General features: G+C 39.1%; 31 protein-coding genes and 1 pseudogene. 18 read left to right on the top strand and 14 right to left on the bottom strand.

Features of this window, described 5'->3' with window-relative positions; genetic code table 11:
* Window positions 1-89 precede the first annotated feature (89 nt).
* The 6 genes from CEF16_RS08575 (at window position 90) to pepF (ending at window position 6,155) form a co-directional block, all read left to right on the top strand.
* Window positions 90-653, top strand: coding sequence for a GNAT family N-acetyltransferase (locus CEF16_RS08575; RefSeq protein ID WP_091584954.1), 564 nt, complete (start codon window positions 90-92; stop codon window positions 651-653).
* Window positions 654-703: 50 nt separating this feature from the next.
* A complete protein-coding gene (locus CEF16_RS23690) occupies window positions 704-841 on the top strand; it encodes a hypothetical protein (protein ID WP_170031730.1) in 138 nt (45 codons plus the stop codon).
* 449 nt (window positions 842-1,290) lie between these two features.
* Entirely contained in the window at window positions 1,291-1,686 is a 396-nt protein-coding gene (spxA, locus tag CEF16_RS08570) for a transcriptional regulator SpxA (RefSeq protein ID WP_091585314.1), read from the top strand.
* A gap of 444 nt (window positions 1,687-2,130) precedes the next feature.
* Window positions 2,131-2,802: an adaptor protein MecA gene (gene mecA / locus CEF16_RS08565; protein ID WP_091584956.1), complete on the top strand. Its 672-nt coding sequence runs from the start codon at window positions 2,131-2,133 to the stop codon at window positions 2,800-2,802.
* Between the two features lie 279 nt (window positions 2,803-3,081).
* On the top strand, window positions 3,082-4,281 hold the full coding sequence (locus CEF16_RS08560) for a competence protein CoiA (protein ID WP_091584958.1): 1,200 nt from the start codon (window positions 3,082-3,084) through the stop codon (window positions 4,279-4,281).
* Between the two features lie 59 nt (window positions 4,282-4,340).
* Entirely contained in the window at window positions 4,341-6,155 is a 1,815-nt protein-coding gene (pepF, locus tag CEF16_RS08555; protein ID WP_091584960.1) for an oligoendopeptidase F, read from the top strand.
* Between the two features lie 145 nt (window positions 6,156-6,300).
* On the opposite strand, the gene CEF16_RS23685 is transcribed toward pepF, so the two are convergent.
* From CEF16_RS23685 to CEF16_RS08535, 5 genes are all read right to left on the bottom strand, one after another.
* Window positions 6,301-6,474 (bottom strand): hypothetical protein, encoded by a 174-nt coding sequence (locus tag CEF16_RS23685; protein WP_170031727.1) that lies wholly within the window; start codon window positions 6,472-6,474, stop codon window positions 6,301-6,303.
* Between the two features lie 71 nt (window positions 6,475-6,545).
* On the bottom strand, window positions 6,546-7,460 hold the full coding sequence (locus tag CEF16_RS08550) for a ClpXP adapter SpxH family protein (RefSeq protein ID WP_091584962.1): 915 nt from the start codon (window positions 7,458-7,460) through the stop codon (window positions 6,546-6,548).
* Between the two features lie 24 nt (window positions 7,461-7,484).
* Window positions 7,485-7,868, bottom strand: coding sequence for a globin domain-containing protein (locus tag CEF16_RS08545; protein ID WP_091585316.1), 384 nt, complete (start codon window positions 7,866-7,868; stop codon window positions 7,485-7,487).
* Window positions 7,869-8,212: 344 nt separating this feature from the next.
* Window positions 8,213-8,854 carry a lytic transglycosylase domain-containing protein gene (locus tag CEF16_RS24835; protein ID WP_281259160.1) on the bottom strand — a complete coding sequence of 214 codons (642 nt, stop codon included), beginning with the start codon at window positions 8,852-8,854 and terminating at the stop codon, window positions 8,213-8,215.
* Between the two features lie 108 nt (window positions 8,855-8,962).
* Entirely contained in the window at window positions 8,963-9,565 is a 603-nt protein-coding gene (locus CEF16_RS08535) for a CYTH domain-containing protein (RefSeq protein WP_091584964.1), read from the bottom strand.
* A 155-nt stretch (window positions 9,566-9,720) separates the two neighbouring features.
* Here CEF16_RS08535 and CEF16_RS08530 point away from each other — a divergent pair, with 155 nt between their 5' ends.
* From CEF16_RS08530 to CEF16_RS08515, 4 genes are all read left to right on the top strand, one after another.
* Complete coding sequence (locus CEF16_RS08530; RefSeq protein WP_091584966.1) at window positions 9,721-10,104, top strand: UPF0738 family protein; 384 nt, start codon at window positions 9,721-9,723, stop codon at window positions 10,102-10,104.
* Between the two features lie 87 nt (window positions 10,105-10,191).
* Window positions 10,192-10,824, top strand: a complete 633-nt coding sequence (gene yjbM, locus CEF16_RS08525) for a GTP diphosphokinase (protein WP_091584968.1) — start codon at window positions 10,192-10,194, stop codon at window positions 10,822-10,824.
* 27 nt (window positions 10,825-10,851) lie between these two features.
* Complete coding sequence (locus CEF16_RS08520) at window positions 10,852-11,646, top strand: NAD kinase (RefSeq protein WP_091584970.1); 795 nt, start codon at window positions 10,852-10,854, stop codon at window positions 11,644-11,646.
* 19 nt (window positions 11,647-11,665) lie between these two features.
* Window positions 11,666-12,550: an RluA family pseudouridine synthase gene (locus tag CEF16_RS08515; protein WP_211295847.1), complete on the top strand. Its 885-nt coding sequence runs from the start codon at window positions 11,666-11,668 to the stop codon at window positions 12,548-12,550.
* Window positions 12,551-12,589: 39 nt separating this feature from the next.
* On the opposite strand, the gene CEF16_RS08510 is transcribed toward CEF16_RS08515, so the two are convergent.
* Both CEF16_RS08510 and prpE read right to left on the bottom strand, forming a co-directional pair.
* Entirely contained in the window at window positions 12,590-13,036 is a 447-nt protein-coding gene (locus CEF16_RS08510; protein ID WP_091584974.1) for a hypothetical protein, read from the bottom strand.
* Window position 13,037: 1 nt separating this feature from the next.
* Window positions 13,038-13,805: a bis(5'-nucleosyl)-tetraphosphatase PrpE gene (prpE, locus tag CEF16_RS08505; RefSeq protein WP_091584976.1), complete on the bottom strand. Its 768-nt coding sequence runs from the start codon at window positions 13,803-13,805 to the stop codon at window positions 13,038-13,040.
* A gap of 245 nt (window positions 13,806-14,050) precedes the next feature.
* On the opposite strand from prpE, the gene fabI reads away from it, so the two are divergent.
* From fabI to ptsG, 3 genes are all read left to right on the top strand, one after another.
* Entirely contained in the window at window positions 14,051-14,839 is a 789-nt protein-coding gene (gene fabI, locus CEF16_RS08500; protein ID WP_091584978.1) for an enoyl-ACP reductase FabI, read from the top strand.
* Between the two features lie 995 nt (window positions 14,840-15,834).
* Window positions 15,835-16,671, top strand: a complete 837-nt coding sequence (glcT, locus tag CEF16_RS08490; protein WP_091584981.1) for a glucose PTS transporter transcription antiterminator GlcT — start codon at window positions 15,835-15,837, stop codon at window positions 16,669-16,671.
* Window positions 16,672-16,959: 288 nt separating this feature from the next.
* Window positions 16,960-19,017, top strand: coding sequence for a glucose-specific PTS transporter subunit IIBC (ptsG, locus tag CEF16_RS08485; protein ID WP_091584983.1), 2,058 nt, complete (start codon window positions 16,960-16,962; stop codon window positions 19,015-19,017).
* A 241-nt stretch (window positions 19,018-19,258) separates the two neighbouring features.
* On the opposite strand, the gene CEF16_RS08480 is transcribed toward ptsG, so the two are convergent.
* On the bottom strand, window positions 19,259-19,645 hold the full coding sequence (locus CEF16_RS08480; RefSeq protein WP_091584985.1) for a hypothetical protein: 387 nt from the start codon (window positions 19,643-19,645) through the stop codon (window positions 19,259-19,261).
* A gap of 204 nt (window positions 19,646-19,849) precedes the next feature.
* On the opposite strand from CEF16_RS08480, the gene CEF16_RS08475 reads away from it, so the two are divergent.
* The gene (locus CEF16_RS08475; protein WP_091584987.1) at window positions 19,850-19,936 is read left to right on the top strand and encodes a YjcZ family sporulation protein; all 87 of its coding nucleotides are present in this window, start codon (window positions 19,850-19,852) and stop codon (window positions 19,934-19,936) included.
* Between the two features lie 66 nt (window positions 19,937-20,002).
* Here CEF16_RS08475 and CEF16_RS08470 read toward each other — a convergent pair whose 3' ends face one another.
* Window positions 20,003-20,413: a hypothetical protein gene (locus CEF16_RS08470; protein ID WP_091584989.1), complete on the bottom strand. Its 411-nt coding sequence runs from the start codon at window positions 20,411-20,413 to the stop codon at window positions 20,003-20,005.
* A gap of 166 nt (window positions 20,414-20,579) precedes the next feature.
* Between CEF16_RS08470 and CEF16_RS23680 the strand changes: the two genes are divergently transcribed.
* Window positions 20,580-21,071, top strand: a complete 492-nt coding sequence (locus CEF16_RS23680; protein WP_091584991.1) for a hypothetical protein — start codon at window positions 20,580-20,582, stop codon at window positions 21,069-21,071.
* 103 nt (window positions 21,072-21,174) lie between these two features.
* On the opposite strand, the gene CEF16_RS08460 is transcribed toward CEF16_RS23680, so the two are convergent.
* Window positions 21,175-21,654 carry a CotY/CotZ family spore coat protein gene (locus CEF16_RS08460; RefSeq protein WP_091584993.1) on the bottom strand — a complete coding sequence of 160 codons (480 nt, stop codon included), beginning with the start codon at window positions 21,652-21,654 and terminating at the stop codon, window positions 21,175-21,177.
* Window positions 21,655-21,870: 216 nt separating this feature from the next.
* Between CEF16_RS08460 and CEF16_RS08455 the strand changes: the two genes are divergently transcribed.
* Both CEF16_RS08455 and CEF16_RS08450 read left to right on the top strand, forming a co-directional pair.
* Window positions 21,871-22,110: a hypothetical protein gene (locus CEF16_RS08455; protein WP_091584995.1), complete on the top strand. Its 240-nt coding sequence runs from the start codon at window positions 21,871-21,873 to the stop codon at window positions 22,108-22,110.
* Between the two features lie 216 nt (window positions 22,111-22,326).
* On the top strand, window positions 22,327-23,226 hold the full coding sequence (locus CEF16_RS08450; protein ID WP_091584997.1) for an MBL fold metallo-hydrolase: 900 nt from the start codon (window positions 22,327-22,329) through the stop codon (window positions 23,224-23,226).
* A gap of 11 nt (window positions 23,227-23,237) precedes the next feature.
* Here CEF16_RS08450 and CEF16_RS08445 read toward each other — a convergent pair whose 3' ends face one another.
* The 3 genes from CEF16_RS08445 to CEF16_RS08435 all read right to left on the bottom strand — a co-directional run bounded on the left by CEF16_RS08445 (window position 23,238) and on the right by CEF16_RS08435 (window position 25,390).
* Window positions 23,238-23,678, bottom strand: a complete 441-nt coding sequence (locus CEF16_RS08445; protein WP_091585326.1) for a GNAT family N-acetyltransferase — start codon at window positions 23,676-23,678, stop codon at window positions 23,238-23,240.
* Between the two features lie 8 nt (window positions 23,679-23,686).
* Window positions 23,687-24,199 carry a 2'-5' RNA ligase family protein gene (locus CEF16_RS08440; protein WP_091585000.1) on the bottom strand — a complete coding sequence of 171 codons (513 nt, stop codon included), beginning with the start codon at window positions 24,197-24,199 and terminating at the stop codon, window positions 23,687-23,689.
* 474 nt (window positions 24,200-24,673) lie between these two features.
* Window positions 24,674-25,390, bottom strand: coding sequence for an alpha/beta hydrolase (locus CEF16_RS08435; protein WP_245917805.1), 717 nt, complete (start codon window positions 25,388-25,390; stop codon window positions 24,674-24,676).
* Window positions 25,391-25,542: 152 nt separating this feature from the next.
* On the opposite strand from CEF16_RS08435, the gene CEF16_RS08430 reads away from it, so the two are divergent.
* Entirely contained in the window at window positions 25,543-26,094 is a 552-nt protein-coding gene (locus CEF16_RS08430) for a phosphatidylglycerophosphatase A family protein (RefSeq protein ID WP_091585004.1), read from the top strand.
* Window positions 26,095-26,246: 152 nt separating this feature from the next.
* On the opposite strand, the pseudogene CEF16_RS08425 reads toward CEF16_RS08430, so the two are convergent.
* A pseudogene (locus CEF16_RS08425) lies at window positions 26,247-26,547 on the bottom strand (D-TA family PLP-dependent enzyme); the annotation flags it as partial.
* Window positions 26,548-26,745 lie beyond the last annotated feature (198 nt).

The raw sequence follows: 26,745 nt of genomic DNA, 5'->3' as shown, positions 1-26,745 counted from the left end.
CCGAGATCAAATTTGAACAAAAAAGAATAAGAGTTACAATCAGGTAGTATTCGTTTTATAATGGAAGAAAGACAATAACGGAGGTTCCAATGACTAGAACAAACTGGTACGAAAAATTGAGTCAATATTTTCCGGTAGAAGAGATGAAATCAAAAGAACACATGGAGCTTTTGCTTGAAGAAAAAGGAGACGTTTACTACAAAGATGAAGGGCCTCACCACGTGGTAATGTATGTGGAAACAGAAGATTTTATCTTTATTGACTATCTGTTTGTCTCAAAAGAATCGCGTGGGCAAGGTCTCGGCCAAAAAATTATTGACCAGCTTAAAACAAAAAAGAAACCAATCATTCTAGAAGTGGAGCCGCTTGATTATGAAGATTCAGACACAGAGAAACGATTGAGATTTTATCAGCGGAGCGGTTTTAAACATGCATCATCGATTGGTTATACCCGAAAATCTCTTGCTACAAATGAAGAAAACACATTAGAAATATTATATTGGTCACCGGAAAATGAATCCGAAGAAAGTATTTATGAAAAAATGAAGCACACGTATAAAAATATTCATACGTATAAAGATAAAGAACTATACGGCCAATCTTATCAAAAAGTAGATGAGGTATTATCGTACAACGAACAGGAAGAAGCTTAAATGTACTTGTTTTTCCCAGTAATGAGACCTTACCTGAAGGAGGGTAAATCATGAAAAACAAAGAAAAGCACAAGCGTAAGAAAAAGCGCGAAGTTTTAAAAGAATTACTCCGGAAGAATTTAAAAGACTGGAATAAACTTCCGAGCCCAAATAATGGTTCAGCCACTTCTTCAAAAACATCTGCCTGACCCTGTGTTTTCATCAATCAGACCTAGTTTCTTAAAATGAAACTGGGTCTGATATTTTCATTTTCTAGAAATTATATTTTTTATGTGAATAACGATCTCCATATTATTTGATCTGCGTCTAGCTGCTGGGGTGCGCCATAAAATGTCACAAACTTTTCACATTTTGAATGAAAAAAAGGTTTTATCATTAAAAAAAGAAGGAATGAGAAAACAAAAGAAAGAATGGAATAGGTGAAAGGGACTTGTATAACATAACTATCCTCTTTACATAGGGATAAATCGGGATTGAAAAGGTATAGGTTAAACAAAAACGATTTTTGAAAACTCTTTTCAAATTAGAATAATTATTGTATAATTACAGGTGTAACAAGCTGAGAGTATTCACATTAATAAATATAGATCGTTTTATCTTTGTGTTTGTATGAATAGGAAGGGAGAGATTGATCCATATGGTTACTTTGCTAACATCTCCGAGCTGCACCTCATGCCGAAAAGCTAAAGCGTGGCTTGAAGAACATGAGATTCCTTTTGAAGAGCGTAATATTTTTGCGGAACCATTAAGTGTCGATGAAGTAAAAGAAATTATTAGACTGACAGAAGATGGCACTGATGAGATCGTATCAAAACGCTCGAAAGTGTTCCAAGAATTAAATGTTGAACTTGAAAACCTTCCGCTGCAGCGTTTGTTTGAGCTGATCAGCGAGCATCCAGGGTTGCTTCGCCGTCCTATTATTTTTGATGAGAAGCGTTTACAAGTTGGGTACAACGAAGCGGAAATCCGCCGTTTTCTGCCTCGGAAAGTTCGCTCATTTAATTTAATGGAAGCCCAAAAATTAGTTAACTAATCCGTAAAAGATACGAGTAAATTAAAATTTACACTTAGATGAAAATTAAAACTTCTACTTTTTTCCATCCAGTAGAAGTTTTTCTGTTTTTTTAACGTTTAATGCTTGTTATTCTTCTATTGGTATCATAAGATAGGATAAAACATTCATTTTTTGTTTAAGGTAAGGGGTAGTAAGTTGTGTTTTTCCTTGACAACTTGTTTTCTTTCCTTGACAATTAGTTTTTAATAGCAGGATTGACCGCGTTTTCTCTTTCAGACGCTCCGCTCCCTCATAAAATCATCGGCGGGATGAGCATTAGTCCTTAACAACCTTATTCTTATCGTATACAATGATAGTAATACCGACGATAAGATTATAGTTGCCCGTCTAAGGGTATGTTCTTAATAAAGAGAGAGAACTTGGAAGCGGTATCCACCTTACCTTCAAAGGAGGGAGAAAATCGTGGAAATCGAGAGAATTAATGAGTCGACGGTCAAATTTTATATCACGTATAAAGATATCGAAGATAGAGGATTTGATCGGGATGAGATTTGGTACAATCGTGAACGCGGAGAAGAATTGTTTTTTGAAATGATTAATGAAGCGCATGATCGTGAGAACTTCGAAATTGAAGGACCTTTGTGGATTCAAGTGCAAGCCATGGATAACGGCATGGAAATTGTAGTTACCCGCGGCCAGATTTCAGATGGCAATGTGAAGCTTGAAATTCCTGTCTCCCAAAATAAAGGAGAAGACATGCCTGTAGATGATAACATTGTAGATATGCTAGATGAACAATTCCGTTCTTCTCAAAAATCAAGGCAGGCAAATGGTAACCAGGACACCGAAGAACTCGAAATTGTCATTTCCTTTTCAGACTTAGAAGATTTACTGTCGCTAAGTAATGCGTTTCTGGCTGAAAATGTCCAAAATGAAATTTATCATTTTGAAGGAAATTATTACCTTTACTTGATGTTTGATAACCACTACACAGAAGATGAACAAGATGACATGGTTAGTCATGTATTAGAATATGGAGAAGAGTCAGATGTATCCATTTTCCGTATCCGTGAGTACGGTAAAACCGTTGCGGCCTCCAAAGGATTGGAAACGCTGCGTGAAAATTTCTCCTAATAAAAAAGCAACTGCCGGCTCCCATCAGGGGCTGGTTTTTTTATACTTTTGTTTAACTTTATTAAAGGGATCAAAATATAAGTAAAACTATGACTTCCGCCATAAGGGCTCGGCTGCAAGCCAAGTTTTCCCAATTTTTAGTCTGTGGCGGCTCAAACTGCACTTCATGTACCTGCTTTTTCAGCATATTTGCTGGAACTATTGAAGCACAACTTTTAAGATTTTAAAAAAGGAAATGGTGTAAGGGTGAAGAAGAAGTATAAAAGAAAGGAGGCTGACATGTTTACAGCTCTAACGAAAAACGGTCAAACAATATCTTTGTTGACCACCTCTCGTGCATGCTTTCCCTCTCATTATCCTCCCCCCTATTATTGTCCGGCCTGTTCTCAAAACGTTATTCTAAAAAAGGGGACCAAACGCAGATGGCATTTTGCTCATCAAAGAAGCTCTTTTTGTTCCCATCAAGCCGAACCCGAAACAGAAGAGCATCTTGCTGGTAAATCAATACTATATCAGTGGCTCGAGGAAAAAGGTCTATCGCCTTCTGTTGAAGCATGTATCTCTTCGATCCGGCGGACAGCTGATGTATTATTTACATGGAAAAATAATACATATGCCCTCGAATTTCAATGTTCCTCTATTTCTTCAGAAGAGACGCTCCAGCGTACAAGGGATTATTACTCTGCAGGAATAACCCCTATTTGGATATTTTCTGCTTGCCGGCTGCGAAAAATGGAAGGCTCTCGTTATGCCATTCATTCTTTTGAATGGACAGGACTGCGTGAAAGGCGAAAGGATTTGCGCAGCGCTTTTATTTATTTGTCACCAGAAAGCTCTTCTTTTTATTACTTGTTTCCAAGAGCATTACCTGTTGATTCTGCTGTCTTTGGGGATCTCTATACGATGCCAATTACTCATACTCCTATAGAGCATCTTATCTATCTGCCAAATACATTAAACGGTCCGCTCACATGGGCGGCAAACTGGATAAAACAAAAGAAAAACTGGCGCTTTCAAACCAATCAATGGAGGGGAAAGCCAGATAAAACATATATGCGGCAGATATTTGCGAAGCATCGTTCTGATCTTCCGTTTTTCCCTCCTGAAGCAGGCTGGCCATCATTAAGCATGGAAGCTTTTCAGACTTCATCCTATATTTGGCAAAGCTGGATTATGCTTTGTTTTCTCCCCAACATTCCTCTTTATCAGTGTTTTTCTTTCCGAACCATTTGTAATGAAATCGATTCGCTAATTTTGAACCATATTTTTATTATTCGTGAGCTCCCTTCTATTTCTTCTCCTATCGAAAAAGCAGTCTTTTCTTATTTAGAACTATTAGAGCGCATTGGAATATTAAAAAATACTGGAGCAGGGTGGAAAAAGGTAAAAAATATGTACTTGCCTATATCTCTAGAGGATGCATTCATGATGGATAAAAAGTGGAGCAACATCATATTTTACAAAGGAATAATGAATTAACCGTTGGTGTTTATTGGATAAGTTCGGTAAAATTGGCAGTAACTATTGGAGGTGTTTCCATGAGTGAACAGGCAACAAAACAATTGCCAAAAAGAGATGAAGTATCAAAAGAATACACGTGGAATTTAGAAGACATTTTTGTTACAGATGAAGCATGGGAAAAAGAATTTAAACAAGTGCAAGAAATGATGCCTGACCTTACTTCTTTTAAAGGGAAACTTGGTGAATCAGCAGACACGCTTTATCAAGCGTTAACAAAGCAAGACGAGATTGCTGAACGGTTCGGCCGGCTGTTTACTTATGCTCATATGCGCTATGATCAAGATACAGGAAATTCATATTATCAAGGTTTGAATGACCGAGCATCAGGATTAGCATCCAAACTAGGTCAATCAATGGCTTTTCTCGTTCCAGAAATCTTATCGATTCCAGAGGATAAATTAAGCCAGTTTTTAAAGGAACATGAAAAATTAAGACGATATGAGCATGCGTTAAATGAAATAAACGAGCAGCGGCCGCACGTTTTAAATGAATCAGAAGAATCCATTTTAGCGCAGGTCGCAGAAGTAACTGCTAATCCAGGAAAAACATTTGGAATGTTAAACAATGCGGATATAACATTTCCAAGCATTAAGGACGAAGACGGAGAAGAAGTGCCAGTAACCCACGGCAGGATTTTGAACTTCTTTGAAAGTGATAATCGGCGTGTGCGGCGTGATGCTTTTGAAGCCGTGTATGGAACCTATAAAAAGTACAGAAATACTTTGGCGAGCACCTTGAACGGCCAGGTGAAAAAGAACTTGTTCAGCGCCAATGTAAGGAAATATGAAACAGCGCGAAAAGCAGCTCTTAGTAAAAATCATATACCAGAAATCGTTTATGACCGGCTAGTCGAAACAGTAAATAAGAACTTGCATCTTTTACACAGATATGTGCGTTTAAGAAAACGTGTATTAAAACTAGACGAAATATACAATTACGATTTGTACACGCCGCTTGTAAAAGACGTTGATATGACCGTGACTTATGATGAAGCGAAACAGCTTGTATTAAAAGGGGTAGAGCCGCTCGGAGAAGATTATGTGAAAATCGTAGAAGAAGGATACAAGAATCGCTGGATCGATGTGTACGAAAATAAAGGAAAACGAAGTGGGGCATACTCATCAGGTGCTTATGGAACCATGCCGTATATTTTAATGAATTGGCAGGATAACGTAAACAACATGTTTACACTTGCTCATGAGCTGGGGCATTCGATGCACAGTTACTTCAGCAGAAAACATCAGCCGTTTCATTATTCGGACTATACTATATTTGTGGCAGAAGTAGCTTCGACTGTTAATGAAGCATTGTTAAATGATCATTTATTAAAAACAACCGAAGACAAGAAAAAGAAAATGTATTTATTGAATCATTTTCTCGAAGGATTCCGAGGAACTGTATTCCGTCAAACAATGTTTGCCGAATTTGAACAGCTTATTCATGAAAAAGCTGCCGCAGGAGAAGCATTGACGCCCGATCTCTTAGAAAAAGAATATTATGCGTTAAATGAAAAATACTTTGGAAAAGATATGACAGTAGATGATGACATTGCGTTAGAATGGTCGCGTATTCCGCATTTTTATATGAACTTTTATGTTTATCAATATGCTACCGGCTATAGTGCAGCTGCTGCGTTATCTAGGCAGATACTCGATGAAGGAGAGCCGGCTGTGAAACGCTATTTGGAGTTTTTAAAGTCTGGAAGCTCGGACTATCCAATAGAAGTATTAAAAAAAGCTGGAGTCGATATGACATCTCCTAAGCCGATTCAAGAAGCGATGACACTTTTTGAGCAAACATTAGATGAGATGGAAAAATTACTCGAAGGATAATGAATCAAAAAAGCCCGCCGAATAGTTGATTCGGGAGGGCTTTTTTAGTAGACATTTTGGCGTTTTTGATCTAAATTCAATGCCCAGCGATCGGGCGTAACTATATAGAGGACCTTTTGCTAAAACCCACGAACGTCCTGTACTCTCATAAATTAATGCCTTTAAATCTTCTTCTTTCACTGAAAAACAAGACAGTGAAAAAGATGGATAAAAACAGTAGAACGCTGCCTATGATAACGGGAAGAAATTTCATCAGTCCTAATACAAAAAGAATAAAGCTAATAATAATGCAGACGATACCGATTAAAACTTTTTTCATAAAACAGCCCTCCCTTAAAACTGGTTACTTTACATACCAGCGTATGAGAGGAGGGACAAGTGTATACGTTCTTATTCGCCGATATACCGCCAAAACGTTCCATATTTTACGGGGACGCGTTCAATTTTGCGCTGGAGAACTAATTTTTTTAATTGAGCGTTGGCGTCACGCTCATTCCAATCAAAAACCACAGCAACTTCCTTTGTAGCAACAAATTCATACCGCTTTAAAAATTCTTCTAGCGTCATTTTCCTTGAAGGCATAGGAATTTCTCCAAGCATTTCTTTCAAAATGTCAACATACACTTCATATGGATAGAGGCCGGAAACTTTAAGTCCGCCGTCTTCAACACGGTCATTAAAAAAAACAAAAGTAGGAGCGCGCTCAACTTCCATTTCTTTGGTCGTTTTCATATCACATTGCAAAGCTTTCACAGCACAATGAGAATGAATGTCTTTTTGAAACTCTTCCATATCAAGACCAACTTTACGAGCACATTCTATTAGTATTTTTTCATCCGCAATGTTTCGTTTGTGAAGAAACAGCATTTCACGGAGCCGGCGGAAAAATACGGAAGCAAGCTGCCGACCTTGCATTTCTGCCGCTTTCATTGCTATAGATGGAGCATACGCCGATTTGATAGGGTTTTCTAACCAAATATCCCCGTCACAAGACATTCCTGTTCTGTTTGCTGTTGCTTCATATAAATCAGCTAAGTTTTTTTGTTCTTTCACTTGCCGTGCTTCGGTTTTGTTCCATGAATCAAGGTCAGCTGCAACGAAAAAGCGCATAGAAAAATAATGGCCGTATTCCAGTACGAGTTTTTTTAAAGTTGGTTCAAACGCCCAGCACTCCGGGCAGAGCGGATCTGTAAATATATATAATTCGAGTTTCTTTTTTTGCTTTATATTCGTAAATTCTTCCTCAGGAGAAAGGCCGCAAATTCCCAGCTGTTTATCGCAATGTAGCTGTTTATCTTCCTTCATTTATGGTCCAGACTCCTTTCTGTATTATTCTTCTGGTGTGTTAATCATATGTTGCGCTGTAAAGGTTAAACGCTGAAAAAGATCCTCGCGCAGCTGGCCTTCTAACCCTATTTCATCCATTGCTTGCTCCATGCACAAAAGCCAAGCTTTTGCTCTCGTTGGAGTTATCGGAAAGGGCAGGTGTCTGGCTCTTAGTTTAGGATGGCCGTGTTCTTCTGTGTAAAGGGGAGGACCGCCTAAAAACTGGGTGAGAAATTGTTTTTGTTTTCGAGCTGTTTCGGTTAAGTCATCCGGGAAAATAGGATATAAGTCCGGATGATTTTTCACATTTGTATAAAAAACATCCACCAGGCGGTCCAGCGTTTCGTGTCCACCGATTTCTTCAAACGGTATTTGATCTTTATTCATTGTCAGTGCTCCTTTCTTTGCACTTTCTTCCTTTTTACCCATGAGGAAACACTTGATATAAAATAACGGGAAAAGGAGAAGAATGCAAGGAAAAAGGATTGTTCATAAAGCAGCATGTAATGAGGATAAGGTAAACAAAACCTCATTATATGGCTTTTGGCGGCGGTCTTCTTTCCTTTTATTGTAGCAATGCTGTTTTAGAACAGCAAATGATTTGGTTTTGTAAATGGCGTTTATATTATATGAAAATTTTTCCATTTAGAAATAATTAAAACGTTTTTCTGATAAAAGAAAAAGAGTACCTCTTATAGTTAAGTACTATTAGGGATACCCTTTTTAAAAAATTATATGAGAGCCTGATATGTATTCATTACTGCAGGGACATAGTTTTGCGTTTCTTTGAAAGGAGGGATGCCGTTAAAGCGTTCCACGCTGCCAGGTCCGGCATTGTAAGCCGCAAGCGCTAGAGAAGTATCTCTATTGAAACGCTCAAGCATATCTTTGAGATAACGAGTGCCGCCTTCAATATTTTGCGAAGGATTATAGGGGTCCTCCACGTTTAAATAACGAGCTGTGCCTGGCATAAGCTGCATAAGCCCCATTGCTCCGGCATGACTCTTTGCGTTTGGATCAAATCCGGATTCTTGCTTAATAACAGCATGAATCAAACGAGGATCTACTCCGTATTTATGCCCTGTGGATTCAATCAAGGAAGCAAATTCATTTTCATCAACAGAAAATTGCTGATCAGTATGCATATCTGCTTGATTTGTCCCACTGCTGGTTTGAAAATATTGAGAAGCTGCTTCCGGGTGTAAAAACAAAGATTCTGGCGGTTTTGAATCGTATGAATCGGCATGGTTTGTTGTTAACTCTTCGTCTAAAAAGTTCTGAAAAGCAGAAACAAAGGAAGAAGAATGGATACTGGATGACATCGAACGATTTGTCATAGGACTCATCAACTGCAGCAAAGGAGAAATGGTCAACCTTGTCACCTCAAAAAGTATTATAATATCGAATTTTAGATGTTCAGTTTATCGGGAATCTACTTGTATTGTAGTTAAAATATACTAAAAAATGATTGTCCCGGCAATCTAGATGGTGCGCTTTTTTTTCTTTATTTCTTGTTTTTTAGTAAAAAAGCGTTTGATTTTATTTGGGGTTGTTCGATAAGGAATGTTATATGTCGTTAACACTTCCTCCAGCCAGTTGCCTACTTCTTTTAAGGAAGTTCCTTCGATTTCTACTTCAAAATCTTCTGTATCCAAGTAGACACTATGATCTAAAAACAACATACCTGCTTGATAACGAACGTGAGTACGTCTAGTTTTTAACGTGCCAAGCGGTTTTACATCATCTAATGAGATCAACAATGTTGTCTCTAGCTGGGATTTTACTTCCCCTGCAGGCAGACGGCCAAAAGTGAAAGCTTCCTCTGCTTCTTTTTTGGTTAACGGCTGGTTTGTTTCTAATAATCCTTCCTCAGCAGGTTGCTTTAAAGTGAGCTCGAACTGGCTGTTTTTTTCACGAATTCGAAGTGCAGCTCCTTTATTTTTCAGTTCATAATTATTTGTATCAAAATATGTATTAGCCTGCCAGAAAAAGTCTTCGTCTGTCACGTTGAATGCCTTACAAAGTGTCTGAAATTCAGATTCTGTTAGCAGATTCTTTTTCTCTATTTCGTTTTCCTGTGCCATTTGTATCTTCCTTTCCTTTATGTTTATTCAAAATCAAAGACGCGGGTTGTGGTTGTATGATACCATATCGTTTGGAATTAGTTTAGGCTGCACCGATGTTCATAACAAGATATGGTAAAATGAAATGTGGAGCAAGCAGAAAATGAGGTGTAATAATGGAACATGTATTAACGGTAACGGAAACAAAGATAAAAGATAACCATTTATTATTACTTCCGATTGAAGAATGGCCGGAAAAGGAATGGAATACATTAAAGGATGGAATGCGCATGCTGGCTGATTCTGACGCTTTGACGTTTGTATACGTCCTGGATTCAGAAGAAGCATTTGTCCAGCTGCGCCTGCCTAAACAAATATGGCCCGAGCTGAAAAAAGCTTACGAAAAAGGATGGGACGTAAGTGCAGACGGCCCGTCACTAATAAAGCTCGAACAATTTCACTCAGAAATGGAATATTTGCTCGATAACATCCCTGGAAATGGAAACTATGGCTCTGCTATGGTAGAAGCTGTCGAAGAAGCATTCGAGGTAAAAGCGTAAGACTTTATGTCCCTTATTGTTCAAATAAAGGAATGAAATCTATAAGACAGCATTGCTATATACACTAATCACAGGTGGTGGCTTGTAATGAGTAATTGGGATACGTTTTTGTCACCTTATAAACAAGCGGTAGAAGAGCTTAAAGTAAAACTAAAGGGATTACGGGAGCAATATCAACGGTCTTCAAAGCATACGCCGATTGAATTTGTGACCGGAAGAGTAAAACCTGTCACCAGTATATTAGAAAAAGCACAACGAAAAAGTATTCCTTTGGATCGGCTTTCAAGAGATATGCAGGATATTGCAGGGGTAAGACTTGTTTGCCAGTTTGTGAATGATATAGATACGATTGTTGATCTCATACGTTCACGAACCGATTTTAATGTCATGGAGGAAAGAGATTATATAAAAAAGAAAAAAGAAAGCGGCTATCGTTCGTATCATATGGTGATTGAATATCCAGTACATACCATCGATGGAAAAAAAGAAGTGCTTGTCGAAGTGCAAGTACGTACGATGGCGATGAATTTTTGGGCAACCATAGAACACTCTTTAAATTATAAATACAGCGGTGAAATCCCTTCCGATATTAAAGAACGACTGCAAAGCGCAGCAGAAGCAGCTTTCAAACTTGATGAGGAGATGTCCAAGATAAAAGGGGAAGTGCGAGAAGCGCAGCAAATTCTTATTAAAAATCGCGAAGAAAATCACTCAAAATAATGACAGAAAGGAAAGGAGGCGTTTCTCTTGCATTTCGCTGTTACCTCAAGGGGAGACGATACATCGAACGCATTACAAAAAAAAATCATCGATTATTTACAAGAATTTGGTTTGAGACACAATGACGAGAAACCCGATATTGTCATAACTGTAGGCGGAGATGGCACCCTCTTACAAGCATTTCATCATTATCATGAATTCCTAGAAGAAACTTGTTTTGTCGGTATTCATACCGGCCATTTAGGTTTTTATGCGGACTGGAAACCAGAAGAGGTGGAAAAACTAGTGATTCACATTGCAAAAACGCCTTTTCAAGTAGTCGAATATCCTCTCCTAGAAGTTGTTGTCCGTCATCATAACGGCCCGCATGCCGATCGTTACTTGGCACTGAATGAATGCACAGTAAAAACGATGGAAGGGTCTTTAGTGTGCAATATTGACATTAAAGGGGAAAAATTTGAAACGTTTCGCGGGGATGGTCTGTGTATTTCCACCCCTTCTGGCAGTACAGCGTATAATAAAGCGTTAGGAGGAGCTATTCTCCATCCTTCGCTCGCTTCCATGCAGCTTTCTGAAATGGCTTCTATTAACAACCGCGTCTACCGTACAGTTGGTTCACCGCTTATCATGCCTCAACACCATACATGTCTTCTTAAACCGCTGAATGACGTGGAAATGCAAATAACGATTGACCATAAATCGATGGTTGATCAATCCGTAAAATCGATACAGTGCAGGGTAGCGGAAGAAAAAATCAGATTTGCGAGATTTAGACCTTTTACTTTCTGGAAAAGAGTCAAAGAATCTTTTGTCGGTGAGTAATAAGATGCAAGAGAGGCATATGCTTGAATGGAATGTTCCACTGGTAAAAAACACCATATCTGTCAAAGAATTTTTAAGGGATCAAAAAGGCATGTCACTGACCACATTAAAAGCAGCAAAAATGCATGGCAGCATTTTATGCGACGGCCGCCATGTTACAGTGCGTCATATGCTGCAAGGAGGAGAAACTCTGAAAGTATTCCTTCCAGCTGCGCCTTTTCCTTCAGCTATAACGCTATGTTCTGAGCCGTTAGACATTCTTTTTGAAGATGCTCATCTTTTAATTGTAAATAAACCGCCGGGAATTTCTACATTACCGGGAAGAGAGCAAGAAAAAGTCACCCTTGCCGGAGCCGTTTTGAATTATTACCGGCAGCAGAACATTTCTTCCTCCTTTCATGCTGTATCAAGATTAGACAGACAAACGAGCGGCGTCGTCGCTGTAGCAAAGCATGCGTATGCTCATCAACGCTTAGCGTCCTTTTTTCAAGCGGGAAAAGGGGATAAACAGTACATCGGAGTGGTGAAGGGCAGATGGAAGCAGCCGGAAGGGATAATAGATGCACCTATTGCAAGAAGTCCCAATAGCATAATTGAACACCAGGTACATCCAGCAGGAAAACGAGCCAAAACGGGGTATCAAGTAATTAAAAACATACATGGCAGCGATGTCACATCATTTACTTTATACACCGGCAGAACCCATCAAATCCGAGTCCACGCAGCATATGCAGGGCACCCTTTAATAGGAGATAGCTTGTACGGAGAAACCAGCTTCCATATAAATAGACATGCTTTACATGCAGAAATGCTTCATTTTTGTCACCCTGTTTTTGAAAGCTGGCATACTGTCTATGCCAAGCTTCCAGACGATATAGAGCAGTTGATTATGGAAAAACAATAACGAGGAAGGGCTCTTTAATAATATGAAGCGCCTTCCTCGTTATTTGTTTTCTCTTATATTTTCAATGGTTTCTTCAAGTATTTTTTCTTCCTCTTCATCATACACATTGATGAAAAAGGTATCTTCTATCGTTGTTTTCTCTAATTCTTCTTCAACTGAAAAGCTTTCGCTGATGAAATAGCCTCCTCCTGCTTCTATGGAGAACCGTTCAGGTATCCCTTGCTCATTTGTATTGAAAAGAATTTTTTCAGATCCCAATTGATCGGCAAGCTGCTCATCTTTAATGGTAAAATCTGCATATAGTTCATTGGATGATCGATCCCCTTCATTTTTAAGCATGGCGTAAACAGTCAGCGTACTGCGATCGTTATCCGTCAAAATATAACTTTCTTCTTTATCAAGATGAATGGAGGGTTCTCCTTGGCATCCCATCAAAAATAAGGTACAGCCTATAATGATGTATAGAATAGGTGCAGTGCGCCTCATATTATTCCCCCGCTTTTTGATTAGGTATATCTTCAAATGTTCGAAATTTTTCTGGCACAAACGGCATAGTAGAAGGTGTATGACTAAATGTCATTTCTGGATAATGCAATGCAGTTAACTTCCCGCCAAATACGCATCCAGTATCAATATTAATTGTTTTACCCACTATTCGAGGTTCTTTAACCGGCGTATGCCCGTAAACAATCAGCCGTTCCCCTTTGTAAGCAGCAGACCAGTCTCGTCTCACAGGAGTACCGTCTGAATTTTTTTCCCCAGTGATATCTCCATATAATACAAACGTTTTCACAGATTTATTTTCTTTTCCAATCATATCTTCACGAATACCGGCATGAGCAGCTACGACTTGATCATCATCAAGCCGTTGGTAAAGCGGAGCATTTTCATATAAATCCATAAAAGCTTTTCGAATAAATTTGTACTCTCTCTTGGGAAGTGCTTCAAGCTCAGCTGTTGTTGTTTCCAAACCATGTTTAATCATGACGTTTCTTCCGAGAAAATAACGGTACAGCTTATCGCAATGGTTACCAGGAACGTAGTAAGCTGATCCCTGATATACCATGTCAGTAATTAATTGAATCACAGCGACGGAATTTGGACCTCTGTCGGTTAAATCCCCTATAAAAACAGGCAGACGACCGGCAGGGTGTGTATAAATAGAATCTTTGTTTTGATAACCGGTCTTTTTTAACAAAGTAATTAATTCATCAAAACAGCCGTGTATATCTCCTATAAAATCGTAGGCGGTCATACCTGTACTCCTTCCAATATTTGACTTATTGTATTATAGCATGAATAATTACAAAAGTTATAAAAACATCCTAATATAAATTGAGTAGTCCTGTCTTCCTACTTTCTCTCTACATGGAAGATTTAAACATGATGTTTCGTTTCCAGGTTGGGATACAGCAGAAAAGAATGATATAATGTGATTGTTACCAGGTGATAAGAGCAACTGTTGAAGTTAACAAAATCTATAATAAAGGAGCGATCGTTATGAACCTGTCATTAGAAGGACGTACTTACGTCGTTATGGGTGTTGCCAATAAAAGGAGTATTGCATGGGGAATTGCACAAAGCCTCGCAAAAGCAGGAGCAAGATTAGTGTTTACATATGCAGGCGAGCGTCTGGAAAAAAACGTTAGACAACTTGCAGATACACTGGATAGAGATGATTCAGTTATCTTGCCGTGTGACATCTCTGATGATGATGAAATTAAAAAAGCATTTCAGCAAATTAAAGATGAGGTTGGCGTTATCCATGGACTCGCTCACTGTATTGCATTCGCCAATAAGGATGAGTTGGATGGCGACTATTTGAATACTACCCGCGAAGGATTCTTACTTGCTCATAACATTAGTGCGTATTCTCTTACAGGAGTGGCAAAAGCTGTTCGGGAGCTTGATCTTATGAGTGAAGGCGGTTCAATTGTAACAATGACATATCTTGGCGGAGAAAAAGTAGTGAAAAACTACAATGTTATGGGAGTCGCAAAAGCTTCACTCGATGCAAGTGTCCGCTATCTTGCCAATGACCTTGGGAAAGAGAATATAAGGGTGAATGCCATTTCAGCAGGCCCGATACGAACACTTGCAGCAAAAGGGATTGGCGGATTTAATGATGTGCTAAAAGAAATGGAAGAAAAAGCTCCGCTCCGCCGGCCTACATCTCAAGAGGAGGTAGGAGATACTGCTCTCTTTTTAATGAGTGATTTATCTCGAGGGATTACAGGTGAACTTATCCATGTCGATGGCGGATACAACAAAATTGGAATGTTTAATTAAGCTCTAAAACAAAGCCGTGCGATTCATTTAAGGATGCATGGCTTTTCTTATAAGATAAGAAAGTATAAAATGTTGCGCTTTGATGTCTAGCTTCAGCGCCCAGCCTCTCGGTGCTCGAGATGGTTGAAGGAACTTTTGCTAGAACCGCGAAATAAAGGATCTTCTGTTAAGATCACGAACGTCGGCGTAGAGGAAGTACTAATGTCGCCAATGCCATAGGATGTGGCGTTTTTGGCGACGAATTCGCAACGCAGAAGTCAACACGTCTTTTGTAAGTCAACGTAAAAGGTAGCGCTTTGAACAAAAACTTTCTTTCTGGATCGTATTTCGGCTTCTCTATTGAAGATGGTGCATTTCCTCTTCATGGAGATCATATTGTTCTGGATCGGAACGCATTTCTGTTCTCGCTAAGATCAAAAACTTTCTTTCTGGATCGTATTTTGGCCCCTCTCTTGAGGATGGTGCATTTCCTCTTCATGGAGATCATATTTTCTGGATCGGAACGCATTTCTGTTCTCGCTAAGATCAAAAACTTTCTTTCTGGATCGTATTTTGGCTCCTCTCTTGAAGGTGGTGCATTTCCTCTTCATGGAGATCATATATCCTGTATCGGAACGCATTTCTGCTCTCGCTAAGATCAAAAACCTTCTTTCTGGATCGTAAGTCTACTCCTCTTTTGAAGATGTTGCATTTCTTCTCCAATGGGGATCATATTTTCTAGATTGTACCGCAATTCTACTCTCGCTTTTATCAAATGTCTTTCATCACCTCCTGTGCAAGCCCTTTCAATGTTGTCACAGACGTGGCGTTTTTGGCGACGAGTTCACAACGCAAGTCAGCCCATCCAAAGCAAGCCAGTTCGACGTTGTCACAGGACGTGAGGAACTTAGCCGACGTCATTTAAAACAAGGGCGCTTGCGCTTTTCTTATTGACGATAGGACGAAAGGTTCGGTATGATTATAGACTGAAGCTAATAAGAAGATGGGGTTGGGGTATGAATGTCAAAAAAGTTTTAAATAACAACGTCATCATTGCTGAACATCCAGACTATGAAGAAGTCGTCCTTACCGGCAAGGGATTGGGATTTGGTAAAAAACCCGGTGATACCGTAGACGACAGCGGGGCAGAGAAATTTTTTGTATTAAAAGACCAAAGTGAGCAAGAACAATATAAGCAGCTGCTAATAGAAATAGATGAAGCGTTTATCGGCTGCATGAATGAGTGCATGGCTATGGTAGAGAACCGGTTTAACGTAACGCTTCATGAACACATTCACGTTGCATTGACTGATCATTTATATTATGCTGTTCACCGCCAGAAACAAGATCTTGAGGTGAGAAATCCGTTTCTAGCTGAAACGGAGATTGCCTATCCGGAGGAATTTCAAGCGGCACGTGAGCTGCTTTTACACGTAGAAGAATGTACGGGTACTCCGATGCCAGAAGGAGAGGTCGGCTTTGTCGCTCTCCATATTCATAGTGCCTTGACGAGGCGCTCTTTAAAAGAAGTAAATAAACATTCAAAGCTAGTGGCAGATTTGGTAAAGCTTATTGAAGAGACGTTTGATATTTCGATAAATCCAAAAGAATTAGACCATCAGCGTCTGCTGCGCCATCTGTATCAGGCTTTAGAAAGAATTCAAAATGATGATTATACTGATGAACCGGAATCTTTAAAAAATGTGTTGAAAAAGGAATATCCGTTGTGCTATAATTTGTCATGGAAATTAATTAAAATGATGCAGCAAGCACTTCGAAAGCCGGTTCCAGAAAGTGAAGCGGTATATTTAACACTCCACTTGCAAAGGCTTTCAAGACAAACTTATAAATGAACTTATCCAATTACTATTCCGTGTTACTGGTTATGCAGGCATGAGAGAAATAGATTGGTTCACTGATAGACAGGATTAGTGTATATACATACACTTTATGTCTTTCTTTCAGCGAACCCATTTCTCTCATGCCTTTTTTGTTTGTCGTATTTAAGGGTTTCTTTCAATAGGGCGGCAAGCCAAGTTTTCCTAATTATTTTCTGTATTATTTGGAAATAGTATTAATTAGCGATTGGAGAGTTATGAAACGACGAGTGCTGCATTAAGAATTAAAGGAGGAAATGAAAAATGTTTAAAAATGCGTTTGGTGTGCTTCAGCGCATCGGGAGAGCTCTAATGCTTCCTGTAGCCCTGCTTCCGGCAGCAGGTTTACTGCTAGCGATCGGAACAGCGATGCAAGAAGACAACATGATCAACATTCTGCCGTTTTTAGATTCGGCTCCAGCACAATTGATTTCAAACCTTATGTCTGAGGCTGGCGGTGTAGTGTTTGATAATCTGCCTGTTATCTTTGCGATTGGTGTAGCTTTAGGTCTTGCTAATGGTGACGGGGTTGCAGGTCTGGCAGCGCTCATTGGCTATTTTATTATAAATGTAACGATGGGCGTTGTAGTTGGTGTGGATGCTGACATGGTAGGGGAGAGCCCGGCGTATGCGGAAATGCTGGGAGTGCCCACCTTACAAACCGGGGTTTTTGGAGGTATTATAGCCGGGGCTCTCGGTGCGTTTATGTTTAACCGTTATTATAACATTGAGCTGCCGCAATATTTAGGGTTTTTTGCAGGCAAACGTTTTGTCCCGATTGCAACAGCGTTTGGCGGATTAATTATTGGTGCCATTCTTACTGTCGTTTGGCCTCCTGTTCAAGAATTATTGAACGGAATGTCATATCTAGTAACCGAAGCAAACACGACAATATCTGCCTTTGTATTTGGTGTTATTGAAAGAGCACTTATTCCATTCGGCTTGCATCATGTATTTTATAATCCGTTTTGGTATGAATTTGGCTCTTATGTCAATGCTGCAGGACAGACGATCACTGGCGACCAGCAAATTTTCTTTGCTCAATACCGGGACGGCGTCGAGGAATTTACAGCAGGGACCTTTATGACAGGAAAATTTCCTTTTATGATGTTTGGTCTGCCTGTCGCAGCACTTGCTATTTATCATTGCGCTAAACCAGAAAACAAAAAATATGTGGCTGGTATTATGGGATCAGCCGCCCTAACATCGTTTCTGACTGGTATCACTGAACCGCTTGAATTCAGCTTTTTGTTTGTTGCACCGCTTTTGTTTGCGGTTCATACGATCTTTGCCGGGTTGTCGTTTATGGTAATGCATCTGCTCAATGTTAAAATTGGAATGACTTTCTCTGGCGGTGTCATTGACTACTTCTTGTTTGGTATTATTCCAAACGCTACAGCATGGTGGCTCGTCATCCCTGTAGGTCTTTGTTTCTCAGTTATCTACTATTTCGGCTTCCGCTTTGCTATTACGAAATTTAACTTAATGACACCTGGACGCGAAGATACAGCTGAAGAACAGAAGCAAACAACGTCTGAGGGCGGAAGCAGCGACTTGCCGTATAACGTTTTAGAAGCTTTCGGAGGAAAAGATAATTTGAAAAATCTGGATGCTTGTATTACAAGACTTCGTATTACCGTTAATGATAAAAGCGAAGTAAACAAAGACCGCTTAAAACAGCTTGGTGCTTCCGGAGTGATGGAAATCGGTAATAATGTACAGGCTATTTTTGGACCGAAATCGGATAGCTTAAAATCTCAAATGCAAGAAATTATCGAAGGAGGAGTACCTTCTGAGCCATTAAATAAAGAACCAGAATTTGACCCGAAAAAAGAAGCAGAGCCTGCTGTTAAACCAGAAACGAGCGGCCCTGTATCTATTGGGAGTCCGGCAAACGGTGAGATTCTTTCCATTGAAGAAGTACCAGACGACGTTTTCGCTGGCAAAATGATGGGGGATGGTTTTGCCATCAAACCTTCAGACGGTGAATTTGTTTCGCCGGTAAACGGGGTCATTAATAATGTATTTCCAACCAAACACGCAGTAGGAATTAAAACTGGCGATGGCCTGGAAATTCTGCTTCATATTGGTATTGATACCGTTAATATGCAAGGAGAAGGCTTTGAAGTATTTGTAGAAGAAGGAGCCAGCGTACAAAAAGGACAACTTTTAGTGAAAGCAGATCTTTCGCTGGTTGAAGAAAAAGCTAAATCTACGATAACTCCGGTAGTGTTTACTAATTTAACCGAAGAGCAATCCGTGAACGTGAAGAAAAATCAAACAGTCACTAAAGACGATAAAAACGTAGTAGAGATTCAATAATTAGTAAACCCAGATACGAGGTTTTTCCTGTATCTGGGTTTTTGCTGTACGTCATCTTGCGGGATTGGCGAGTAAATCGTGATCGCCGGCGAGTAAAAAGACGATAGTGGCTAGTAATTGGCAAGAAACGACGAGTAAATCAGCACATTCAGATAGTATTGGAAAAATAAAGGAAATTAATCGTCCACCATTTGGACTATGCGATTAGCCAAGTTTTTCTAATAGGATACGTTTGCTTTTCCTAGAAAAACTGGCCGATCAGCCATGGCCAAAAACCGCCGCCTTGCCCTGGTCCGCCGCCTGGGCCACCATACGGCGGGCGAGGAGGTCGGCCACCGCCTGGACGAGGAGGAGTCGGACCGAAATAAGGACTAATCCCTACTAAATCTCCATGATAGACTTGTATATATCTTCGCCGATAAAATGGCGGCTGATAAATAAACATCGCTACCATGCCCGTGCGACGATTATAGTCAAGCACATAAGCAATAACATTTCCGTATCCAGGAATAAATGTTTGTATCCATTGATTAACATATCCTTCTATCACAACTGGAGGAATATATTGAACAGAAGGCTGCTGCTGGCGATTTGGCTCCGGAAAGCTTTCACCATGATAAAAATGCACGATTACCACCATCCTGAGTATTTATAAAAAGGATTATACCCTGTAACAGCATATGGAGGAATAATAAATCTGTGCATATATCTAGAAAGCTAATCGAAGGGGTAGGTATACGACTTAAAAAATCTAACGCACCATTCTAGGTAATACGCATATATCTATGGTGAGAAGGATTTCTCAATCTTCCTTGAAAGGGAGGAAAGGCAAATGTCCCACGGTTATTACAACAGTTTCACTCTCATCGTTGTACTGTTTATTTTGCTCATTATTGTAGGCTCTGCGTACGTTTGCTAATAACAAGCCATTTTTAATGGTGGAAAAAGTTCTGGCCTGGTAGAAAACGGCCAGAACCTTTTTGCATTAAGGCAGACGAGCACCAAAACGAAAATAATATAATAACAAGTAAAACAGCAGCTGGGTAAAAACAAGAAATATAGGAGAGCGGCCGGCCATTTCTCCAAGCATTGGTGTCATTATACCTGCCATTAAACCATTGCAAGCTCCCGTCATCGCGGAATCAAAGTTAAATAAACTACCAAACAAAAGGCCGCAGCTTAAGCCAAGCACACCTGCTGCGATACTTGTTTCAATCAGAAAGCCAGGATGTATATAAGTAAACAAAAAGCCTGTGCAAAGAGCAAATAATGTTACTGGGGTCATAATTGCATTCATAATAAACGAGGAGGGGCGCCATTTTTCTTTGCGCTCAGCCAAATACATATAAAGCGAAATAATTAGTAAAATATTTCCCCCAAAAAGAAACCAAAGCATTTTAACCCTCCTATTATCCTTCATATACTTTTGAGCAACAGCTTATCCATATGTTTATGCATCAACGAATTAAAGGTTGCTTATGAAATCCATAAGAATGATCATTAAACACAAGCATATAATGAAGCAGGAGCTAAACAGTGCTTGCGGGGAGGTAGGAGAATTGATGGAGAAAAAAAAGGAAAAACAGGCCGAGCCGTTGTATTACATTGAACAACCTGCTTTTTCAAATATCGGTGGGAATTCACAGACATTATCGGTTCGCAAAAAAATAGGCAGTAAAACCGAGCAAAAATCAGATAAAAAAGAAAAAAAAATGAAACAAAAAGCAAAACAAAAAAAGGGACAACAAGATCCTATGGAAACAAACGAAGAACATCAAGAAGAAGTAAAAAATGAGATAGAAGAAATCGAGCATGAGCAACGTGAAGAATCCAATCAAAAAACAAATAAAAGTGTGCAAGAGATGCTTGATTATATAGCAAAACTCCCTCATTTTATTCAGCCTGTTGTTGCATGTGAAACGAAAGAAAAACATATACAAGGAAAACTTTTATATGCGGAAGATGGGGAAGTGGTGATGCAGGATAGAAGGAACTTTTCTAGAATTACTATTCAAGACAAAGACATTACAGATATGTACATTGTGAGTTTATAAAATGAAAAGACAATCCAGGCTTCACGATAAACCAGGCATTAAATGAAAAAGAAAAGGCAGAGGGAACAGGGGGGCCATTCCCTCACCTTTTATATATTTGTGATTATTTGCATTTGTGTTTATCGATGTCGCCTACTAAGTTTGGATCAAGGCATTGAATAGCGCAGAAGCAATCAAGATCTACTTCAATACAGAATCTTGTGCGTTCAAGCTCATCAATATCACACAGTGATTCAGGGTCGACACAGCAGTCTGTAAATTCTAAGTCGTTATCCGGACGCAGCAAAGATAGTGTGGCACAGCAGTTCTTTTCATCTACCTTTTCTACACGGAAGAAAACAGTTTGGAAGCAGTCATCTCTTCCAAGGGCACCTGTAGCGAAGAAGTAATTACCTTTTTTGTTTTGAAGAACAAACGGAACAGTATCCAAACCGTTGTTGTTGCCTGTAGGACTTAATAAATTGTTAAAACAGCTGTTTCTGCAATCAGATCTATCATCTACTGCATCCTGAGCTTCTTTGATGGCTACAACGGCATCGCAAACGCAGCTTCCAGCATCGCTGTCGTGTTTTCTACAACCCATGTCTTTCACTCCTTTAGCTTCTTTTCTTTACTATCATATATACGAATGACTAAAAAGGTGTTAAATAATCCGCTAAAGATGAAGAATTGGGCGAATGTCTTAAAGGAGATTAAAACGAAGAGGAATGGGTATACATAGAATAAAGGAAACATCGTTTGGCTGGTTATCCTTTAGGTAAATGAGCATTTAAGCCTTTATATAAAAGAGGTGTAAAGAATGGGTTATGTAGCGCCGACTAAAAACGAGCAAGCAGTCAATTATGGAAGTCGTTTGGTGGAGAATGAACCATCTATTCGAAAAATTCAGCCAATTCAACCAGCCACGTGGCAGAGAGTGAGTTCTCAGGATACTAACAGTGCCTATCAGTTTGAAGAAGAAATGAAGCGTATGAACAAACGAAGAGAGATCGAACAAAAATTATATGGGAAAGGCCGGCGGTTTGACGCCAATGCATAACCAAACCAGAATCAATATTAAGGCGAACACATTACCTGTCAAAAATCTTCAACAACCCTTGATAGAACGAATAGAACCCGTTACACAATCAAAGGAGCTTTCCTAGGAGGGCTCTTATTTTCATTTGGAAATATTTTCTTTTATAATGTGTTTATACTAAGGTGTCCGCCATTTTAACGTGGCGGTTTCAAAAAAGTGCATATAAAGGAGTTTAATATGGAGCTTGTACGTATAAAAGAAAATATTTTTTACATTGATCACGCAGTGAATATGGGATATATCCAAAATGGCGGCAAAGGACTTCTTATTGATTCCGGGATTGATAAAGGAACCGGAAAAAAAGTCTGGAAGCTTTTAAAGGAAGCCGACCTCCCTGTTACAGACCTGCTCATTACGCATGCCCATGCTGATCACTTTGGAGGGGCTTCCTGGTTAAAAGAAAACGGGAATGTTACAGTACATGCGACTCAGTTTGAGGGAGCGGTTTTAGAGAACCCAAGGCTCGAACCAATTTACTTATTTCAAGGTGCTGAGCCGCTGTCTGAATTAAGAAATAAATTTTTAGAAGGCCCGCCTGTTAAGGTAGATCACTATGTAAAAGAAGGCCCCTCTGTCCTTGCAGGTATAAAAGGGACGCTGTACGCTTTACCTGGCCACAGCTATGATCAAATAGCTTTTTATATAGAAGGCATACTTTTTGCGGCGGACAGCTATTTTGCAAAAGCATATTTAGAAAAGCATACGATACCATTTATGGTTGATATAGAGAAAGCGCAAGCCTCCCTTCAGTTTTTGCTTTCTTTGGAAGCTGAGGGCGCAGTACCAGGGCACGGAATGTATGAAACGAATTATAAGGATACTGTCAAACAAAATATAGACTGGCATACATTTTTATTAAATGAACTTGAACAGGAGTTACACGAGCAAAACGACATGCCGGTAGAATCGCTGACGAGCCATTTTCTACGCAAAAAAAATATACCAGTCCCAAATATCGGGGCCTGGGTTTTATTTCGAACAGCCGTATTAGCTTATTTGAAAGCCTTGAAAGAACAAGGAAAGGCTGAATTTAGGATGAAAGATTATCAGTTTATTATTCAGCCAATACAGACATAAAGTTAGACAGATTAAGATTCGGCTGAGAGTGTTTTTTTCATTTCAAGGTGAGGAATACCAGCATCCATAAATTCTCCAGATGTGACGTGATAGCCAAGCTTTTTATAAAAACCTGAAGCACTAATCTGAGCATTTAATTTCATAGAATGAAACCCTTCTGTTTTAGCTTTTTGTTCGACTGCTTCCATGATCAGACGTCCCGCTCCTGTGTGACGGTGCGATGCAAGCACACATATGCGTTCGACCTTACCATAACCATCTGCAAAACGGAGCCGTCCTGCTCCAACAGGGCGGCTGTCTTCATAAGCGACAAAGTGTAACGCTGTTTCTTCATATTCATCTACTTCTTCTTCTTCTGATACATTTTGTTCTTGCACAAACACTTCAAATCTCACTTTAAATGCGTCGTTTAATTCGAGCTGCTGTTCAGGAGAGATTTCTTTCACTGTCACATTCACAGTTATTCTTCCTTTCCTAAATGAAATGTTTCATAAACGGTCCAATACTTATCGTCTAACTGATACAAAAACTGTATCTGGTCTATTATTTCTTCATGATGGATATCTTTCATTTTCAGTTGATCGACCACATCAAAATGTTCATCGTTCGTTAAATCTTGGCCAATAGTTAAATGAGGAGTAAATTCTTCGTTTTCTTTGCTGTTTTGTTGTTCATTTAAAGCCTCGTATAACGAAAGGAGGATATCATTTGACTTTATTTTAAGAAATATTTTATTTTCCTTCGGATAAAACGTATCTGCTTTATATATTGTTAGCGGAAAAGGAGGTGTTTTCGATGAAATGGTGTGTATTCTTTGCATTTCCTGCTCGAGTTGATCTTCCTTTAGTTCATAAGGAGGTTTCAACGTGATATGCGGCGGTATCCATAAATAATGGGAATCATAGCGTTTTCGATAATTGTTTGCCATGTCCTGTAATTGTTTTGAAGGAAAAAATGCTATACCATATTTCATCTTTCACCCTCCATGTTGAGCATTTTTTATACTTTAGGAATGTTTAACTTTGTTAAAGGACCAAAGTATAAGCAAAACTACGACTTCCGCCATAGCAAGCCGAGTTTTTCTAAGCATTTGCCATAAAAAAGGTTTTTTTCAGCTGAAATACACTTCGTTTTCACCCTCAGGGCACAAGTGCGATTCTACTCAAACTCTCTTTGATCGTTCTCGTAGTGTCTTCTTTGCCGTGGGCAACGCTTCAGCTTCCTCGTGAGCAAAGACCGCTCACTGCGGGATCTTACTTCCACAGGAAGTGGCGGCTTCTCGTTGCACACAGGACGTGTGCGGTTTTAGCAGAAGTTCCTTTATCTTTGCTTTTCCCGCTGGAGTTTACGTGTATTTCAGCTGAAGTTAATTAAAAAATTTAGCCGCCCCGATTTATGGGACAACCTCGATTTTAAATAAAATACTTTATGTTTATTCCCGTTTTATTTAAATATCAAACATAAATCGAAGAGCTTGAGGGATATCTTTTTCCCAGTATTTCCAGAAGTGGCCTCCTTCAAATTCGTTATAAAAATAACGGGCTGTTCCTTTTTTAAAGATTTCATGCAAGCGGCGGTTTGGAGTAAGAAAATCTTCTATGCTGTCATTCGTTGTTTTTACTTCCGTTTCTTCGGTGCCAATCGTATGATAAATATCAAAACAATTCCATTCTTTATTTTCTTCCACTAAATGTAAAACATTCTCATCGACGTAAGGGGAATGCATCATTACTCTTGAAAACGAGTTAGGGTAGGAAAGAGCAGCAACTAAAGAGATAGAAGCTCCTAATGAATCACCCATTAACATTCGTCCGTGAGCGAGCCGCCAGGTAGAGTATGTCTCTTCCAAAAAGGGCAGTAGTTCTTTTACCATAAACTGCAGATAAGTATGGTGTGCTTCATTACCTGGATGATACCATTTTCTTCGGATTTCTACAGAAGGATATGGAACGCCGACGACTATAGTGTCTCTTGCTCCTTCTTCCATAGCCGCTTCCATTTTTCGTCCGATCCGGCCGAGCTGGAAATAATCTCTGCCATCTTGGGCAATGGCCAAATGATATGTATATAAAGGACTATAATTGGGCGGCAGGTATACTGGAAGCTCAAAAGTATGGCGTAAATGGTCACTTTTAAATTGCAGGGATGTCACTTTACCGTTCACGATGTTTATCTTCCTTTCCGCACGGTAATATCGAATACGTAGATCTTCACATATAGTAATAAATATCAAACTAATCATTATTGTATCACATGGAGAAATGAAACAAATATTCCACGCATATGATAGAATGGGAATAAGAGGAGGCTTTTACTATGAAAAAACCTGTACCTTGTGATGTAGTTGAAGATGCTGCTCGTAAAGCATTAAAAGAAAGAGGCGTTGAGATTAAAGATATCGCTGATATCGTTTATGAAATGCAAGTAAAATACGCCCCTAATTTAACAAAAGAAGATTGCTATGAGAGTGCAGATGCTGTTCTTTGCAAAAGAGAAATCCAGCACGCCATCCTTGTGGGAGTCGAATTAGATAAGTTAGCAGAAAAAAATATGTTGTCAGAACCTTTGCAATCTTTAGTGGATACCGATGAAGGTCTTTTTGGCGTAGATGAAACGATTGCGCTTGGGTCTGTATTCGGGTTTGGCAGCATTGCGGTGACGACATTTGGATATTTAGATAAAGAAAAACATGGAGTTATAAAACGGCTGGATGAAAAAAAAGAGGAAGTGCACACGTTTATGGATGATCTCGTAGCTAGTATTGCTTCAAGCGCATCTGCTAGATTAGCGCATAGAATGAGAGACAAAGAAGAGAATAGAAGAAAGGATCAAATTAAAAAACGAGAAGACGAAGAATTAATTGGCTGATAAAAATATTATAGATGATAACGAAAAAAGAGGGCTCTTGGAAATTAAGGTTTAGTTTAAGGAGAGAAAATAAATAACATTATTATCTTCAGGCCAAATCTAAATTAGGTTTGGTCTTCTTTTTTTGCCTGCAAACCTACGATTTTAGGTTTAATCGTCTTAGATAATGATTTAATTCGATTAATTTTTGATTTTCCAACGATTTCATTCGCAATAAAAATATCCTGTAATCCCCTTTTAGCCAACTTCATCTTCTCCCACCTTGGCTATAGTAATTCCAACTGCGCCTATCTCTTCTTGTAACTTAGTTAATTTAGGCATTTTATAAGTTTTTGTGTGTGGTCTTAAATTCACGTTATGTTTATTGGCATACTCTTGCAGAAATCGAAGGTTATCTAACATTATTTTTTTATCAATTAACAGGGCTGGAGTTTCAAGGGCGTACATATTCATTTTATTCTATTCCTCCTATAAATGAATGAAAGGAGAAGCATTGACCTTAATAAACTTGAATGTATATAAAAAAATCTATATAATCCATTTTTAAGGTGTTTTTGTAGAAAATTATATATGAAATGATGAAAAATCAATAAAAATTTATATATTCTATCACCAACAATCCAGGTTAGTTGAAGTAATTCTTATCACTAT

This window comes from Alteribacillus bidgolensis (assembly GCF_002886255.1).
GTDB classification, from domain to species: domain Bacteria; phylum Bacillota; class Bacilli; order Bacillales; family Marinococcaceae; genus Alteribacillus; species Alteribacillus bidgolensis.
Note: the sequence above shows the minus strand (reverse complement) of the source record. Positions and strands in the feature narration are given on the sequence as shown.

What these genes read in the sequence shown, in the direction of transcription:
- CEF16_RS08575 (WP_091584954.1), top strand. Translation starts at nt 90, where the DNA reads ATGACTAGAACAAACTGGTACGAAAAATTGAGTCAATATTTTCCGGTA.
- CEF16_RS23690 (WP_170031730.1), top strand. Translation starts at nt 704, where the DNA reads ATGAAAAACAAAGAAAAGCACAAGCGTAAGAAAAAGCGCGAAGTTTTA.
- spxA (WP_091585314.1), top strand. Translation starts at nt 1,291, where the DNA reads ATGGTTACTTTGCTAACATCTCCGAGCTGCACCTCATGCCGAAAAGCT.
- CEF16_RS08560 (WP_091584958.1), top strand. Translation starts at nt 3,082, where the DNA reads ATGTTTACAGCTCTAACGAAAAACGGTCAAACAATATCTTTGTTGACC.
- pepF (WP_091584960.1), top strand. Translation starts at nt 4,341, where the DNA reads ATGAGTGAACAGGCAACAAAACAATTGCCAAAAAGAGATGAAGTATCA.
- CEF16_RS23685 (WP_170031727.1), bottom strand. Translation starts at nt 6,474, where the DNA reads ATGAAAAAAGTTTTAATCGGTATCGTCTGCATTATTATTAGCTTTATT.
- CEF16_RS08550 (WP_091584962.1), bottom strand. Translation starts at nt 7,460, where the DNA reads ATGAAGGAAGATAAACAGCTACATTGCGATAAACAGCTGGGAATTTGC.
- CEF16_RS08545 (WP_091585316.1), bottom strand. Translation starts at nt 7,868, where the DNA reads ATGAATAAAGATCAAATACCGTTTGAAGAAATCGGTGGACACGAAACG.
- CEF16_RS08535 (WP_091584964.1), bottom strand. Translation starts at nt 9,565, where the DNA reads ATGGCACAGGAAAACGAAATAGAGAAAAAGAATCTGCTAACAGAATCT.
- CEF16_RS08530 (WP_091584966.1), top strand. Translation starts at nt 9,721, where the DNA reads ATGGAACATGTATTAACGGTAACGGAAACAAAGATAAAAGATAACCAT.
- yjbM (WP_091584968.1), top strand. Translation starts at nt 10,192, where the DNA reads ATGAGTAATTGGGATACGTTTTTGTCACCTTATAAACAAGCGGTAGAA.
- CEF16_RS08515 (WP_211295847.1), top strand. Translation starts at nt 11,666, where the DNA reads ATGCTTGAATGGAATGTTCCACTGGTAAAAAACACCATATCTGTCAAA.
- CEF16_RS08510 (WP_091584974.1), bottom strand. Translation starts at nt 13,036, where the DNA reads ATGAGGCGCACTGCACCTATTCTATACATCATTATAGGCTGTACCTTA.
- prpE (WP_091584976.1), bottom strand. Translation starts at nt 13,805, where the DNA reads ATGACCGCCTACGATTTTATAGGAGATATACACGGCTGTTTTGATGAA.
- fabI (WP_091584978.1), top strand. Translation starts at nt 14,051, where the DNA reads ATGAACCTGTCATTAGAAGGACGTACTTACGTCGTTATGGGTGTTGCC.
- glcT (WP_091584981.1), top strand. Translation starts at nt 15,835, where the DNA reads ATGAATGTCAAAAAAGTTTTAAATAACAACGTCATCATTGCTGAACAT.
- ptsG (WP_091584983.1), top strand. Translation starts at nt 16,960, where the DNA reads ATGTTTAAAAATGCGTTTGGTGTGCTTCAGCGCATCGGGAGAGCTCTA.
- CEF16_RS08475 (WP_091584987.1), top strand. Translation starts at nt 19,850, where the DNA reads ATGTCCCACGGTTATTACAACAGTTTCACTCTCATCGTTGTACTGTTT.
- CEF16_RS08470 (WP_091584989.1), bottom strand. Translation starts at nt 20,413, where the DNA reads ATGCTTTGGTTTCTTTTTGGGGGAAATATTTTACTAATTATTTCGCTT.
- CEF16_RS23680 (WP_091584991.1), top strand. Translation starts at nt 20,580, where the DNA reads ATGGAGAAAAAAAAGGAAAAACAGGCCGAGCCGTTGTATTACATTGAA.
- CEF16_RS08460 (WP_091584993.1), bottom strand. Translation starts at nt 21,654, where the DNA reads ATGGGTTGTAGAAAACACGACAGCGATGCTGGAAGCTGCGTTTGCGAT.
- CEF16_RS08455 (WP_091584995.1), top strand. Translation starts at nt 21,871, where the DNA reads ATGGGTTATGTAGCGCCGACTAAAAACGAGCAAGCAGTCAATTATGGA.
- CEF16_RS08450 (WP_091584997.1), top strand. Translation starts at nt 22,327, where the DNA reads ATGGAGCTTGTACGTATAAAAGAAAATATTTTTTACATTGATCACGCA.
- CEF16_RS08440 (WP_091585000.1), bottom strand. Translation starts at nt 24,199, where the DNA reads ATGAAATATGGTATAGCATTTTTTCCTTCAAAACAATTACAGGACATG.
- CEF16_RS08430 (WP_091585004.1), top strand. Translation starts at nt 25,543, where the DNA reads ATGAAAAAACCTGTACCTTGTGATGTAGTTGAAGATGCTGCTCGTAAA.